At 53.9% G+C, this 12,860-nt stretch carries 15 protein-coding genes; 8 read left to right on the top strand and 7 right to left on the bottom strand.

Features of this window, described 5'->3' with window-relative positions; translation table 11 throughout:
* Window positions 1–32 precede the first annotated feature (32 nt).
* Both HMPREF1250_RS06345 and pth read left to right on the top strand, forming a co-directional pair.
* Entirely contained in the window at window positions 33–998 is a 966-nt protein-coding gene (locus tag HMPREF1250_RS06345) for a ribose-phosphate diphosphokinase (RefSeq protein WP_023053783.1), read from the top strand.
* Between the two features lie 18 nt (window positions 999–1,016).
* The gene (gene pth / locus HMPREF1250_RS06340; RefSeq protein ID WP_036242885.1) at window positions 1,017–1,583 is read left to right on the top strand and encodes an aminoacyl-tRNA hydrolase; all 567 of its coding nucleotides are present in this window, start codon (window positions 1,017–1,019) and stop codon (window positions 1,581–1,583) included.
* Between the two features lie 176 nt (window positions 1,584–1,759).
* Here the strand turns inward: pth and hemB are convergent, their stop codons facing one another.
* From hemB to HMPREF1250_RS06320, 4 genes are all read right to left on the bottom strand, one after another.
* Complete coding sequence (hemB, locus tag HMPREF1250_RS06335; protein ID WP_023053770.1) at window positions 1,760–2,740, bottom strand: porphobilinogen synthase; 981 nt, start codon at window positions 2,738–2,740, stop codon at window positions 1,760–1,762.
* Window positions 2,741–2,743: 3 nt separating this feature from the next.
* Window positions 2,744–4,255, bottom strand: a complete 1,512-nt coding sequence (cobA, locus tag HMPREF1250_RS06330) for a uroporphyrinogen-III C-methyltransferase (protein ID WP_023053881.1) — start codon at window positions 4,253–4,255, stop codon at window positions 2,744–2,746.
* Window positions 4,252–5,211: a hydroxymethylbilane synthase gene (hemC, locus tag HMPREF1250_RS06325; RefSeq protein ID WP_023053766.1), complete on the bottom strand. Its 960-nt coding sequence runs from the start codon at window positions 5,209–5,211 to the stop codon at window positions 4,252–4,254. The genes cobA and hemC overlap by 4 nt, the downstream gene beginning before the upstream one ends.
* 179 nt (window positions 5,212–5,390) lie before the next feature.
* Entirely contained in the window at window positions 5,391–6,026 is a 636-nt protein-coding gene (locus tag HMPREF1250_RS06320; protein ID WP_023053835.1) for a precorrin-2 dehydrogenase/sirohydrochlorin ferrochelatase family protein, read from the bottom strand.
* Between the two features lie 253 nt (window positions 6,027–6,279).
* Between HMPREF1250_RS06320 and HMPREF1250_RS06315 the strand changes: the two genes are divergently transcribed.
* Together HMPREF1250_RS06315 and HMPREF1250_RS06310 are read left to right on the top strand one after the other, a co-directional pair.
* On the top strand, window positions 6,280–7,122 hold the full coding sequence (locus HMPREF1250_RS06315) for a D-alanyl-D-alanine carboxypeptidase family protein (RefSeq protein ID WP_036242867.1): 843 nt from the start codon (window positions 6,280–6,282) through the stop codon (window positions 7,120–7,122).
* 33 nt (window positions 7,123–7,155) lie between these two features.
* On the top strand, window positions 7,156–7,863 hold the full coding sequence (locus HMPREF1250_RS06310) for a response regulator transcription factor (RefSeq protein WP_023053885.1): 708 nt from the start codon (window positions 7,156–7,158) through the stop codon (window positions 7,861–7,863).
* Between the two features lie 76 nt (window positions 7,864–7,939).
* Here the strand turns inward: HMPREF1250_RS06310 and rbr are convergent, their stop codons facing one another.
* The 3 genes from rbr to HMPREF1250_RS06295 all read right to left on the bottom strand — a co-directional run bounded on the left by rbr (window position 7,940) and on the right by HMPREF1250_RS06295 (window position 9,583).
* A complete protein-coding gene (gene rbr / locus HMPREF1250_RS06305) occupies window positions 7,940–8,476 on the bottom strand; it encodes a rubrerythrin (RefSeq protein ID WP_023053787.1) in 537 nt (178 codons plus the stop codon).
* A 132-nt stretch (window positions 8,477–8,608) separates the two neighbouring features.
* Complete coding sequence (locus HMPREF1250_RS06300) at window positions 8,609–9,298, bottom strand: HAAS domain-containing protein (RefSeq protein WP_023053858.1); 690 nt, start codon at window positions 9,296–9,298, stop codon at window positions 8,609–8,611.
* Between the two features lie 3 nt (window positions 9,299–9,301).
* The gene (locus HMPREF1250_RS06295; RefSeq protein ID WP_023053870.1) at window positions 9,302–9,583 is read right to left on the bottom strand and encodes a hypothetical protein; all 282 of its coding nucleotides are present in this window, start codon (window positions 9,581–9,583) and stop codon (window positions 9,302–9,304) included.
* A 152-nt stretch (window positions 9,584–9,735) separates the two neighbouring features.
* Between HMPREF1250_RS06295 and HMPREF1250_RS10950 the strand changes: the two genes are divergently transcribed.
* From HMPREF1250_RS10950 to hisG, 4 genes are all read left to right on the top strand, one after another.
* Window positions 9,736–10,575, top strand: a complete 840-nt coding sequence (locus HMPREF1250_RS10950) for a mechanosensitive ion channel family protein (RefSeq protein ID WP_023053784.1) — start codon at window positions 9,736–9,738, stop codon at window positions 10,573–10,575.
* 10 nt (window positions 10,576–10,585) lie between these two features.
* Entirely contained in the window at window positions 10,586–10,798 is a 213-nt protein-coding gene (locus HMPREF1250_RS06285; protein ID WP_023053882.1) for a DUF951 domain-containing protein, read from the top strand.
* A 199-nt stretch (window positions 10,799–10,997) separates the two neighbouring features.
* Window positions 10,998–12,242, top strand: coding sequence for an ATP phosphoribosyltransferase regulatory subunit (locus HMPREF1250_RS06280; protein WP_023053808.1), 1,245 nt, complete (start codon window positions 10,998–11,000; stop codon window positions 12,240–12,242).
* A complete protein-coding gene (hisG, locus tag HMPREF1250_RS06275; protein ID WP_023053840.1) occupies window positions 12,217–12,849 on the top strand; it encodes an ATP phosphoribosyltransferase in 633 nt (210 codons plus the stop codon). The genes HMPREF1250_RS06280 and hisG overlap by 26 nt, the downstream gene beginning before the upstream one ends.
* Window positions 12,850–12,860 lie beyond the last annotated feature (11 nt).

The raw sequence follows: 12,860 nt of genomic DNA, 5'->3' as shown, positions 1-12,860 counted from the left end.
ATACATGCAGACAGTATTTAGGAGGCTGACGAATGAGTTACGAAGACGGGAAAAAGCTGAAAATTTTTACGGGAAATGCGAATCCGCAGTTAGCAAAGGAAATTGCCGCTTATTTGGGTCTGGAATTAGGGAAAGCCTTTGTCGGCAAATTCAATAATGGCGAAGTGCAGATTATGATTGATGAAAGCGTTCGCGGTAAAGACGTGTTTATTGTACAGCCGACCAGCCAGCCGGTGAATGATAACTTAATGGAGCTGCTGATTATGGCGGATGCGCTGAAACGCGCTTCGGCGCGCCATATTACGGCCGTTGTTCCTTATTACGGTTATGCCCGTCAGGATCGTAAGACGCGCGGCCGTGAGCCGATTACTTCGAAGCTCGTCGCCGATTTGATGGTCACTTCGGGAATCACCCGCGTCGTAACGATGGATTTGCACGCAGGACAGATTCAGGGATTTTTCGACATTCCCGTCGATCATCTCGGTTCGGCATCCATTATGGCCAAATATATCAATCAGAAAAAGGAAGATACCGATTTGGGCGACCTTGTCGTCGTTTCTCCCGATCTCGGCGGTGTAACGCGGGCGCGGGATCTGGCTGACCGGGTCAATGCGCCGATTGCCATTATCGAAAAACGCCGGCCCCGTCCCGGTGTTGCTGAAGTCATGAATATCATCGGTAACGTCGAAGGGAAGACCTGTATTATCATCGACGATATCGTTGATACGGCCGGTTCTCTCTGCGGCGGCGCCAAGGCGCTGCATGAACGGGGCGCGTCACGGGTTATTGCAGCCTGTGCTCATGCCGTTTTGACGGATCCTGCCGTACAGCGCATTAACGATTCCTTTATTTCCGAACTGATCATTACCAATACGATTCCCTTGCCGGAAGAAAAGAAGAGCGAAAAGATCAAGGCCCTTTCCGTAGCGCCGCTTCTGGGAGAAGCGATTATGCGTATCTTCCACGACGTTTCTGTCAGCAAGCTCTTTGAAAAGTAAGGAGATGCGCCGGTGCATATGATTGTGGGTCTGGGCAATCCGGGCCGTGAATACGAACGATCAAAACACAATACGGGCTTTTTAGTCGTCGATGAACTGGCGAAGCGTTGGGAAGTGAACTGTTGGCAGTCGAAGATGGAGGCACTGGTGGCGACGGCAACTGTGGGCGGCGAACCGGTTCTTCTCGTGAAACCGCAGACTTACATGAATGAAAGCGGTCGCGCCGTCGGTCCGCTGATGCGCTGGTATAAGATTGATGAACCGGATGTATACGTCATCTATGACGATTTGGATCTGCCCGTAGGCAAATTGCGCATTCGGACGAACGGCAGCGACGGCGGCCATAATGGGATCAAGAGTCTTTTCGCCAACGGCTGTCGTGACTTTACCCGCTTCCGTATCGGTATCGGTCGGCCTTTGCCGCACCGTGACGTCATCGATCACGTCTTGACACCGTTTCCGGAAGAATTGCAGGAACCCTACGGCGCGGGAATTCAAGCGGCGGCGAAGGCTGTCGAGGGTTGTTTGGCACTCGGTGTGAGCAAAGGAATGAATCGGTTTAATCCGAAGAAAAAGAATCGGTGACCAGGTAGGTCGCGTTGTTGCGAGTTGTCGTGACAGTATTTGCCGGGTAGGCGAAAGCGGTACGTCTTTAAAGACGTACCGCTTCTTTGTTCTTTTCGCTATAATCGGAGTTGGAAACGGATTCTTTTGGTAGGTTCGGCTTGTTTCGCTTATGTGCGGATTCGGCGTATTTCTTTTTAGTTTTCGGCGAGCCAATGAGCGGCAGCCAATGCGTGATAGGTAATGATGATATCGGCGCCGGCCCGTTTCATGGACAGGAGGGATTCGAGAACGACGCGCTTTTCGTCGATCCAGCCGTTGGCGGCCGCCGCTTTGACCATGGCATATTCCCCGCTGACGTTGTAGACGGCTACCGGACGGTCGATGCGCTGTCGCGTCTGACTGACGATGTCGAGATAGGTCATGGCCGGCTTGATCATGATGATGTCGGCGCCTTCGGCCAGATCAAGATCCACTTCTTTCTGCGCTTCGCGCGCGTTGGCCGGATCCATCTGATATTGTCTGCGGTCGCCGAATTGCGGCGCCGAATCGGCGGCGTCACGGAAAGGACCGTAGAAGGCGGAGGCATATTTGACGGCGTACGACATGATCGCTGTGTTTTTCAATCCTTTTTCGTCCAAGGCCGTGCGGATGGCGGCGATTCGGCCGTCCATCATGTCTGACGGCGCAATGATGTCGGCGCCGCTTTCGGCCTGGCTGACGGCGATTTTCTGCAGAAGCTCGAGCGTCGCGTCATTGTCGACGTAGCGGCCGTTTAATTTGCCGCAATGGCCGTGTGTCGTGTACTGGCAGAGGCAGACGTCGCCGACGATGATGCTGTCGGGCAGCTCGCGTTTGATGGCCTGCATGGCCTGCTGTACAGGTGAGGTCATATCCCAGGCGGCGGAACCGATGGCGTCTTTATAAGCGGGAAGGCCGAAAATTTCGATGCCGTTAATACCGGCAGCAGCGGCTTTCTTCGCCGTTTCCACGGCGTTGTCTACGGAAAGATGAAAACAGCCGGGCATGCTGGGGATTTCTTCTTTGATGTTGCTGCCGGCGACGACGAAGACAGGGTAAATAAAATCGTCGGCAGAAAGCGACGTTTCCCGAACGAGGGAACGAAGCGCTGCCGTAAGGCGGAGGCGGCGGGGCCGCAGGGATGGCAAAGGAAGCATTTTTTACTCTCCAATCTCTTGGTTTATTTTAGCGGCTAAGCCGGGAATCGTGTACGTGTCGGCAATGATGCGGGGCGCAAGGCCATATTCGGCGCAGGTCTGCGCCGTGATCGGGCCGATGCAGGCAAAGATCACCCCGGCGAGGCGGCTCTTATCGCCGCCGAGGAATGTCATCAGACTGGTTACGGTTGACGAACTGGTGAAGGTGATGACGTCGACGGCGCCGTCGTCGAGGAGTTGCAGCAGACGGGCTTTGTTTTCTTCGGCAGGAACGGCGCAGTAGGCTTCACAGACATCGACTGCGGCGCCCAGTGCGCGAAGGGTATCGGGCAATACGGAACGGGCCTTGCGAGCTCGCGGCAGCAGTATTCTGGTCGTTGTCGAAATGTGGGGAGCCAGGGCTGCGGCCAATTCTTCGGCGTGATAGTTTTTCGGAATGATGTCGGCGCGAAGGCCGTAAGGCCGTAGCGCGGCGTCGGTAGCGGAACCGATAACGGCGATTTTGGCCTGTCCCAAGGCGCGGCTGTCTTTGCCGCTGGCGGTAAGGCGGTCAAAAAAGGCGTGTACTCCGTTGGCACTGGTGAAAACGATCCATTCATAGGCCGGGAGGGTGTCAATGGCCGTATCCAATGCCGCGTAGGCGTCGGCAGGCGGCGTCAGTCTGATCGTCGGTACTTCGAGGCAGCAGGCGCCCATTTCTTCCAGGGCCGCCGTCAGGGCCGATGCCTGGGCCTGCGTCCTGGTAACGACGATGCGTTTGCCGAAGAGTGGTTTGGTGTCGTACCAGGCAAGGTGACGGCGCAGACCGACGACGGAGCCGACGACGAAGACGGCCGGCGGCTTCAATCCTGCTTTTGCTGCATCGGCCGCGGCGGTTCCCAACGTCGTTGTCAGGACTTCCTGATTGGGGCGCGTACCCCAGCGGACGAAGGCAGCCGGCGTAGACGGAGATTTACCGCAGGCCAGGAGGCGGGCCGTCAGGTGCGGCAGGTGGTGAACGCCCATGAGGAAGATCAACGTGTCAACAGCGCCGGCCAGTTTGTCCCAATGGACGGAAGACGTTGTTTTCAGCGGGTCTTCATGGCCCGTAATGACAGCAAATGACGAAGCTTCGCGGCGGTCCGTTACGGGAATGCCGGCATAGGCCGGTGCGGCAATGGCGGAGGAAACGCCGGGGACGATTTCGAATGGGATTTTTGCCGCCGCCAAGGCAGACGCTTCTTCACCGCCACGGCCGAAGACGAAGGGGTCGCCGCCTTTGAGGCGGACGACGGTCTTTCCGGCGTCGGCTGCGGCAATGAGCAGCGCGTTGATTTCTTCTTGGCGCAATATATGGCACGCCGCCGTCTTGCCGGCGTAAATCGTTTCCGCATTGGCGGCGAAAGAGAGGAGCCGTTTGTCGGCTAAGCGGTCGTAGACGACGACGTCGGCCCGCTCCAGCAATTCCTTGCCGCGCAGCGTCAGCAGCTTGTAATTGCCGGGACCGGCGCCTACGAGATAAACCGTCCCCGTCATGGTCGCTCTCCTTGGCAAGGGGCGGTAATGCCGAGGCCGGCAAGGATTTCGCGTCCGCCGGAGGCCAGCAGTTTGTCGGCCAGATTCATTGCCAGTCTTTCCGTATCGGCCGTGACCGGGCAAGTCGCTTTACGGCGGTACAGGACCGCGCCGTCGGCAGAAGCGATGACCGCTTCCAGACTGAAGAGGCGGCCGGAGATATGGCCGAAGACGCCGACAGGAACCTGGCAGCTGCCTTCAATACGGCGCAAAAAGGCGCGTTCGGCAGTAACGGTAAGGGCCGTTGAGGGATCGTTGAGACGGTGCAGCATTCGGCGCAGATCGTCGTCACCGCGCCTGGCTTCCACGGCGAGAACGCCCTGCCCGACAGCCGGCAGACAGAGCGCTGTCGGCAAGTATTGCCGGATGCGGTCATCCAGATCGAGACGCTGTAAGCCGGCGGCGGCCAGGATGATGGCGTCATAGTCTCCGGCATCGAGCTTGGACAGCCGGGTAAGGATGTTGCCGCGCAGGTTTTTGATCGTAATGTCGCGGCGGCAGTGCAGAAGCTGCGCGGCGCGGCGCAGGCTGGACGTGCCGACAATGGCGCCGGCAGGCAGTGTTTCAAAGGTTTTATACGTATTGGAGATAAAGGCGTCACGGTGATCGCCGCGTCTTGTCAAGGCGGCGATGCACAGATCAGACGGCAAACTTGTCGGCATGTCCTTCAAACTGTGGACGGCAATATCGATCGTGCCGTTGACCATTTCTTTTTCCAGTTCTTTAATAAATAGCCCTTTACCGCCGATTTTTGCCAGCGGCGCGTCGAGCAGCATATCGCCTGTAGTGACAATCGGTTTGTACTGTATCTGCAGCAGCGGCGCGATTTTTTTTATTTCAGCGCCGATAGAGAGGGCTTGCCGGACGGCAAGTCTGCTTTTCCTGGTGCCGATGACGATGGTTCGGTTTTCTGTCATATGGTTCTCCTTCCGGACATCCGTAGCGAACCTGTTCGGATGTCTGTTGCTGATATCATTGCCTGCAGTGCAGACGGCGTACTCGCGGAGCTTCCTGTTAACGCGGCGTAAGAAGGCCGCACGGAGGCGGTCTCTTTTGCAAGGGTAATGATTCCTTTCCGGCCAGCGGCGCCGCCTTATCATTCGAACCGGTAGCGGTCAATTGCATGGCGGAGCCGCGCCTCGGCCGCATCGATGTTTCCTGCGGCGACGAGGGCCATGACGTCGTCCGTCAGCGCCTGCCGCCAAAATTGCTGTCTTTCCTGCGGTGTCTTCAACGTTTGCCGCGCTTCCCGGCGAAGTTGAACGAGGCGTTCCAGGAAGAGCCCGTAGCCAGCGCCGATTTCCGCTGCTAAGACCCGGCGAAAATAGCGGGAGAGAGCCGGTGACTTTCCGCTGGTGCCGATCGTGATCAGCAGGTCGCCGCGACGGATGACGGCAGGTGCGGCAAAATCACTGATTGCCGGCACATCACAGACGTTGACCAAGATTCGCCGGCGTCGTGCTTCGGCGGCCGCAGCCCTGTTGACGGCCTGATTATCGGCGGCGCAAATAAGAAGGTCAAAGGCCTTCACGTCGCCGTCGGTATACTCTTTTTTTTGCCAATGCACTTGCCCGCTGTCGGCCAGCAGCCGCAATTCACGACAGAGCAGCGGCGAGATGATCGTCACCTGTGCCTGTGCCGCCAAGAGTCCTTGCACCTTTTGCAGTGCAACGTTGCCGCCGCCGATGACCAGGCAGGGACGGGCTGAAAGAAAAAGGTTGATCGGATACATGAGGAGGTCCCTTCTTTTTGCAAATCATTTCATCAGTATAACAAATATTATAGTATAACAAATATGCGGTAAATGCTATGCCGCAGTTAGAATAAATGATGTTCCGGCATATGAATCAGGCAGGAAAAGGTAGCAGATTGACGGAAGAATGCGGAAATAAATTGACAATATCCGTAATTTGGTAAATAATAACAAAAGATGGCATAAAATATTAATGATAACAGAAATCAAGAAATGAGGATGTGGCAAGGTGATGATTTTTTTTCGTAAACGAGTGCTTCCGACTGTAGTGATGGCTTTCTTTCTGCTTCTTGCCGCGGCGGCCGGTAACGGTGTTCAGGCGTATGTGCCGCCGACAGCGGCGGAAGCCGTGTGCATGCTTGATGCAGATACAGGCAAGATACTCTACCGCGTCAATCCCGATAAATGGGTTCATCCGGCAAGTACGACGAAGATCGTCACCTTTATAACGGCATTGGATCAGGGTGGAGATCGCTTGGATGATCAGCTGCAGATTTCGGCGGAAGCGGCCAATACGGAACCTTCCGTGCTGGGTATCAGTCCGAGCGATAAACTCACGATTAAAGAAGCGATGCGCGGCATGATGGTCGTTTCGGGCAACGATGTGGCGGTGGCGGTGGCGCAAACCTTAGGCGGCACTGTCGCAGGTTACGCGGACATGATGAATGCCGAAGCTGCCAAGATGGGGGCCAGGCATACGCATTTTGTCAATCCGAACGGCTTGACGGCGCCCCGCCATTATACGACGGCTGTCGATATGGCGCGTATGGCTGCGTACGGCTTGAAGCATTATCCCGAATTCCGTTATGCTGTTTCGTTGCCTTCTTACACGGTTAAATACATGGACGGTTCGACAAAGTACGTGACGACGACGAACAAGTTTTTGACCGGCGGGTATGAAGGCGCCGACGGCGTCAAAACAGGCTATACGGATGCTGCAGGGCCTTGTCTCGTCGCTTCGGCGACGCGAGGCGGGCATACGTTGGTCGTGGCTTTGTTTAATGACGACAATCGATGGGAAGATGCGCAGGCGATTCTCGACTACGGCTTTCGGCGCTTGCAGACCGGCGTATAACGGCTGCGCAGCGACAAGGGGGGGGAGGAAGGCATGGCCCGGGTTTTAGTAATTGAAAAAGATGAATTGATTGCCGCCATGGAGCGGGATTTCCTTGAAGACGGCGGTTTTGAAGTAACGGTGACCAAAGATGAAAACGGCGCTGCCAGCGCCGTTGCCAGAGGCAATATAGACGCGATTCTCATCGAGCATGATTTTCCTGCCGAAAAAGGACTGGCCCTGATTCAGCAAGTGCGGGAAAAGACGAATATTCCGATTCTGGCGGTGTCGTCGCTGCAGGACGATGAAGCTGTTTTGCAGGCCCTCGCCGCCGGAATTGACGATTATATCGTAAAGCCCTTCAATCCGACGCTGCTGGTTGCGCGCCTGAAGGCGCATCTGGCAATTCACGACCGGCTTCTGGGCAAGCGGCTGGAAATTGCGGACGGTCATGCGCCTGATATCGAGTGCGGCGATTTGCGGATCTACGTCCGCCGTCGTCAGGTATACAGAGGCGAGCAGGAGATTTTGCTGACGGGAAAGGAATTTAATTTGCTCGTTTTTTTGGCGCGCCATCCCAATCAGGTGTTTTCTAAAAAATACTTGTTTGAAACGATTTGGCATCTTGATGCTTATGGCGAGATGGCTACGGTAACGGTTCACGTCAACCGGCTCCGCGATAAGCTGAATGAGGTGGAACCGGAATTTACGGCTATTGAAACCGTATGGGGCAACGGCTATCGGTTTCGACTTTCTCCATAAAAATAATACCGCATACGAGTATCGTATGCGGTATTATTTTTATGGAGAGCCGGATTAGGCTGCTGTAAGGTAAGGCTCAATAATTTTCGTTCAAAAGTTCAAAAAATGCTTGCGGATGGGCACAGACGGGACATACGTCAGGCGCTTCGGGGCCTTCGAAAATAAATCCGCAATTACGGCAGACCCAGGTCTTGGATTCGTCTCGTTTAAAGGCTTTGCCGCTCTTGATGTTATCGAGCAAAGCGCGGTAGCGTTCTTCGTGATGTTTTTCGATGGCGCCGACTTTGTCGAAGAGGCTGGCAATGTGGTCAAAGCCTTCTTCACGGGCTGTCTTGGCGAAGCCGGGATACATTTCCGTATTTTCGTAGCATTCACCGGCGGCAGCGTCATTCAGGGCGCCGTCAACGTCGGGCATACCGTTGTGGAGAAGCTTGAACCAGATTTTGGCGTGTTCCTTTTCGTTGCCGGAAGTTTCTTCGAAGAAAGCCCGCACCTGTTCATAACCGGCTTTTTTAGCAACGCTGGCGTAATACTGGTACTTCGTATGGGCCTGCGATTCGCCGGCAAATGCAGCCAGTAAATTCTGTTCCGTCTTGCTTCCTTTAAGATCCATGGTAAAGAACCTCCTTTATTAACTAATAACTAATATTTATTATAGCTACATTATTATTATACTTGATATGGGAGAAAAATCAAGGTTTCCCTGTAAAATCCGAATATTACAAAAATTTTTCTGAGCTGCATTTCAGCGGAAACGTTCTTGCCGCAACGCTTTATGACAGCGCCGGCTGACGTAGGAGGTAATCAGAAGGGCGAGAAAAATCGCTGCGGCAACGGCGATCATCGTGGCCAGCTGAAGATCGGGAAGGGGCAAGACAGTGGCATAATTGGGAATATAGTAGATGCCGACGGCAAAGAGGATGGACAGAACCAGTGCGATGCAAAGCAAGGCGCTGAGCAGGCTGAAAATTTTTCCGACTATCGCGTAAAAGGAACGGGTAACGGCTGTCGCCGCCTTATTCATCGCGCTCCGCTCCGGCGGTGCGGCGCCGCCGTCTGCGGCAGGTGATGAAACCGCATCGTTAGCTGTTTTTACGTGTAATTCATCCATGGCGTATCGCTCCTGTCTGTATGAAGATGTTCTGCCGGTTCCGGCGGCTTGATCATAAAGGCCCCGCGGTGCAAGGCGGTTCGCGTCGGCAGCATATCGGGGATTCAGTTTCGCATTGTCGGCGCGGACAATGTGCTGTCCCATATAATAACGGTAAATATTTTTCGGCGAGCCCAGCTGATAACAGGTTTCCTCTTCCGGTATGCCGCGTTTGTCGCCGAGACGGAATTGCTCTTCGCAATCTTCTAAGATTCCCTTCAGATCATCGGGATCGCACTTGCGGAAGTAATAACGCAGTAAATCCATGAACTCATATTTTTGCACGATTCAACCCTTCTGTCCGTTTTTCTCCTTTTCGTACAATTGCTGACAAGTTGCACCGACTTGCCACGAAGCGACGGCAAGAACCATTAAAAGGATCAGAAAAATAAAAACGAAGATTGTCGGCATGGGCGGCAGAAATCTGATCGCTGCCAACGGCTCTTGCGAAGTGGCGATACAGAAGGCCGTCCAGACCAATAACGACACGGTAGTCAGCGAAAAAAGCGTTCCCAAGCCGTAAAGCGTACGGTAAATCAACTTGTAATATGCAGGTGTTCCGGCTGCCATAGAAGACCTCCTTTTCGCCGTACAGCGCAATAATCAATTCTATAGTACCATAGTTTGTATATCGTTTCCACCATTGTCGCCGATAACTTGCATCGCTGCCGCACATACGGTAAGATAAGAACATATGCAGTGAGTATTTGTGAGGAGTCAGTATGGAAATTATTTTCAATCATCCCTTTTGGCAAGGAATGGCAGCGTCTTTTTTGGAACGGGGAAGCCGTATCGCCTTGCTCCTTGTCGGCTTGTTCATCGTACATGCAGTCATTGCGCACGTTCTCGGCGGCGCGCTCCGTTTTCGCTTCGAGAATCTGTCATCGGAGCAGCAGCGCCGGCAGACGACGCTGCTTAAACTGGCGGAGCATTTCATAACGGTATTTTTTTGTTTTGTCGCCGTCGTCATGGTGCTCAACGAACTTTCCGTCGATACGACGTCACTGCTGGCCGGCGCGGGAATTATCGGCTTGGCTATCGGCGTCGGTGCGCAAAGTCTGGTTAAGGATTTTGTGGCCGGGTTCTTTATCATCGCCGAAAACCAGTATTCCATCGGCGATTTTGTTACTATCTGTGAGCATACGGGCACCGTTATGGAAGTTACCTTCCGCACGACGAAGCTCCGTTCTGCCGATCAGGTTCTGCATATTATTCCGAACGGCCTTATTGCCGTTGTCAGCAATTATACGAAAAATCTCTATTTGGCAACGGTACGCATTGCCGTTGAACAGACGGCCGACCCGGACACGGTCCTGGCGGTTTTGACTGCGGCACTGGCGGCATTATCGGAACGGTACGCGTCGGTAGAGGCCGGCGGCAGTATTGGCGGCATCAGCCGGATGGACGGCAATCAGTTCCTGTATGAAGTATATCTTCCTGCCCAACGGACAGAGGCGGCAGCTGTTTGTGCCGCTTACCGCTATGAAGTGGCTAAAGGGTTTTCGCAAAAACATATCTTGTTGTCCGATTTTATCGTAGCCTCAGGTTTGCCTGGACAGTAAAGGAGTTTATATGGCTGATTTTGTTCGTTATCAGGTCGGAGATGTTGTCCGGCTGAAAAAGGCTCATCCCTGCGGATCTGCTGAATGGGAAGTATTGCGTATCGGCGTCGATTTCGTTATCCGCTGCTGCGGCTGCGGTCACCGTGTCATGGTACCGCGGCCGAAGTTTGAGAAGGCGGTCAGGAAAATTGTGACATCCGCCGCCGGTGCTGACGAGAAATGACCGTCTTTGACGGCATTCGGCCACAGCGCCGCGGCGCGTTTCTTCCGCCGGGCGCACGTCTTGCCGCTTAGTTGTAAAGTTGTGCAATAAATCTGTTCAACAAGTGTTGTATTTCTCTGGGAGTGTGGTATAATATGCAACATAAATTCTTTAACAATTTAACGTAATAAAGAAAAGATAATTTGAGGAGATGTTTTCGTTGCAATACGATACCCTTGACGGTGTGAAGATGCTGCGCCATGACGAGATGAAAAATTACGAACGGATCCAGCGGCAGATCACCAAGGTTTTACAAGTACACGGCTGCAAAATTATCGAAACGCCGAGCTTTGAAGACTACGATGTCTATCAGCAATTTTTTCCCGACTTACGCCGTGAAATGGTGAAAACTATTGATACGGACGGCCGGGTTCTCGTACTGCGGCCTGACGTGACGCTGCCTCTCGTTGAAACGGCGGCGCGGGAGTTTCCTGAAAAAAACAGGCTGCTGAAGTTCGGCTATGTGAGTACGGTCTTTCGCGAGTACTGCGGTAAAACGGCGTACGGAAAAGAATTTTTGCAAGGCGGCGCGGAAATTTTCGGTGACGGCAGTGCCGAATGTGACGGCGAAGTTGTCGTGATGGCTGCAGAAATATTAATGGCTCTCGGCGTAGATGATATTCGCATCGATATGGGAACGGCCGCCTATACGCAGGCGCTGTTTTCCGGTTTGCAAATAGCAGAGAAGGAAAAAAAGAAATTGCGCCGCCTCTTGAATGAGCGGAATCTGGTCGCTTTTGCAGCGTATGCAGATACGCTGCCGTTATCGGAGACGGAACGGCAAGCGCTGAATGCCATGCCCGTTCTCTTCGGTTCTTATGAGGAAACGTTGGCGAAAGCCCGCAGCTATTGTTTAAATCCGGCAATGCAGGCGGCGCTGGATCGATTGGAGGCGGTGTACGCCTATGTTGACGCTGCCGGTTATCGGGATAAGGTGTATTTGGACTTCGGCTTTACAAGTCCGCTCGGCTATTATACGGATATGATTTTCAAAATATACGTGGCCGGTGCTTCGTACGACGTTATCGACGGCGGCCGGTATGACGACGTGTCGGCTTGTTTCGGCACGCCGCGGCCGGCGTGCGGTTTCGGAATGAACATTAACCTTTTATACGAATTTATGGATGATGCCGGCCTTTTGGCGGGAACGGAACCGACCTTGCAATTGCTCATCCGTTACGACCGCAGCGATCGGCGGCTTGCGTCTCAACTTGCGTCCTGGCGGCGACGGGGGTACCGCGTCGCCGCCTGCGGCACCGGCTGTCTTGTTGACAAGCGCGATTACAGTTTGGCGGCGGAGTATACTAAAGGAAACTATTATCGTCAGGGACAGGTTCTATCTCCGGAAGAATTGGAAGAATTGATAAGGGGGCTTTGCGATGGCGCTTCATATTGCCTTGGCTAAGGGACGTATTCATAAGGCCGTCATGAACTGTTTGCGAGACAGCGGCTATGACTTTTCAACGTACGCTGAAGACAGTCGCAAATTAATATTTGAAGATACCGGCAAAGCCCTCAAGGTGACTCTGGTGAAGTCGCCTGATGTGGCTGTTTATGTCGAGCGCGGCGCCGCCGATATCGGCATCGTCGGCGAAGATGTACTGGCCGAAGACTGTGCCGGTGCGGCCGTCTATGAGGTGTTCGATCTGGGAATCGGCCGCTGCCGCATGGCTGTCGCCGCTCCGCAGGGACGGAGCATCGACCGGAGCCGCCGTCTGACGGTCGGCACAAAGTATCCGCGCTTGGCTCGGCAATACTTCGCCGCCAAACATCACAGCGTGGATATTATCAAGCTGAACGGCTCTGTTGAGCTGGCGCCTCTGGTCGGGTTGGCTGACGTCATCGTCGATATTGTGGAGACAGGCAATACGCTGAAAGCAAACGGGCTGGAAGTATTGGTGTATTTCATGGATTTCAGTGCCCGCATGATCTGCAATAAGGTGGCTTTCAAGGTAAAATATGAGGAAATTCAGCATTTGATTACCATTATTGGCAGGAAAGAGATACAATAAGGTCATAGGGG

This window comes from Megasphaera vaginalis (ex Srinivasan et al. 2021) (genome assembly GCF_000478965.1).
GTDB classification, from domain to species: domain Bacteria; phylum Bacillota; class Negativicutes; order Veillonellales; family Megasphaeraceae; genus Megasphaera; species Megasphaera vaginalis.
The sequence above is the reverse complement of the archived record's forward strand: the minus strand, read 5'-3'. Positions and strand labels throughout refer to the sequence as shown.

Excerpts from the sequence above, each read along its gene's own strand:
- HMPREF1250_RS06345 (WP_023053783.1), top strand. The coding sequence starts at position 33 with ATGAGTTACGAAGACGGGAAAAAGCTGAAAATTTTTACGGGAAATGCG.
- pth (WP_036242885.1), top strand. The coding sequence starts at position 1,017 with ATGATTGTGGGTCTGGGCAATCCGGGCCGTGAATACGAACGATCAAAA.
- hemB (WP_023053770.1), bottom strand. The coding sequence starts at position 2,740 with ATGCTTCCTTTGCCATCCCTGCGGCCCCGCCGCCTCCGCCTTACGGCA.
- cobA (WP_023053881.1), bottom strand. The coding sequence starts at position 4,255 with ATGACGGGGACGGTTTATCTCGTAGGCGCCGGTCCCGGCAATTACAAG.
- hemC (WP_023053766.1), bottom strand. The coding sequence starts at position 5,211 with ATGACAGAAAACCGAACCATCGTCATCGGCACCAGGAAAAGCAGACTT.
- HMPREF1250_RS06320 (WP_023053835.1), bottom strand. The coding sequence starts at position 6,026 with ATGTATCCGATCAACCTTTTTCTTTCAGCCCGTCCCTGCCTGGTCATC.
- HMPREF1250_RS06315 (WP_036242867.1), top strand. The coding sequence starts at position 6,280 with ATGATTTTTTTTCGTAAACGAGTGCTTCCGACTGTAGTGATGGCTTTC.
- HMPREF1250_RS06310 (WP_023053885.1), top strand. The coding sequence starts at position 7,156 with ATGGCCCGGGTTTTAGTAATTGAAAAAGATGAATTGATTGCCGCCATG.
- rbr (WP_023053787.1), bottom strand. The coding sequence starts at position 8,476 with ATGGATCTTAAAGGAAGCAAGACGGAACAGAATTTACTGGCTGCATTT.
- HMPREF1250_RS06295 (WP_023053870.1), bottom strand. The coding sequence starts at position 9,583 with ATGGCAGCCGGAACACCTGCATATTACAAGTTGATTTACCGTACGCTT.
- HMPREF1250_RS10950 (WP_023053784.1), top strand. The coding sequence starts at position 9,736 with ATGGAAATTATTTTCAATCATCCCTTTTGGCAAGGAATGGCAGCGTCT.
- HMPREF1250_RS06285 (WP_023053882.1), top strand. The coding sequence starts at position 10,586 with ATGGCTGATTTTGTTCGTTATCAGGTCGGAGATGTTGTCCGGCTGAAA.
- hisG (WP_023053840.1), top strand. The coding sequence starts at position 12,217 with ATGGCGCTTCATATTGCCTTGGCTAAGGGACGTATTCATAAGGCCGTC.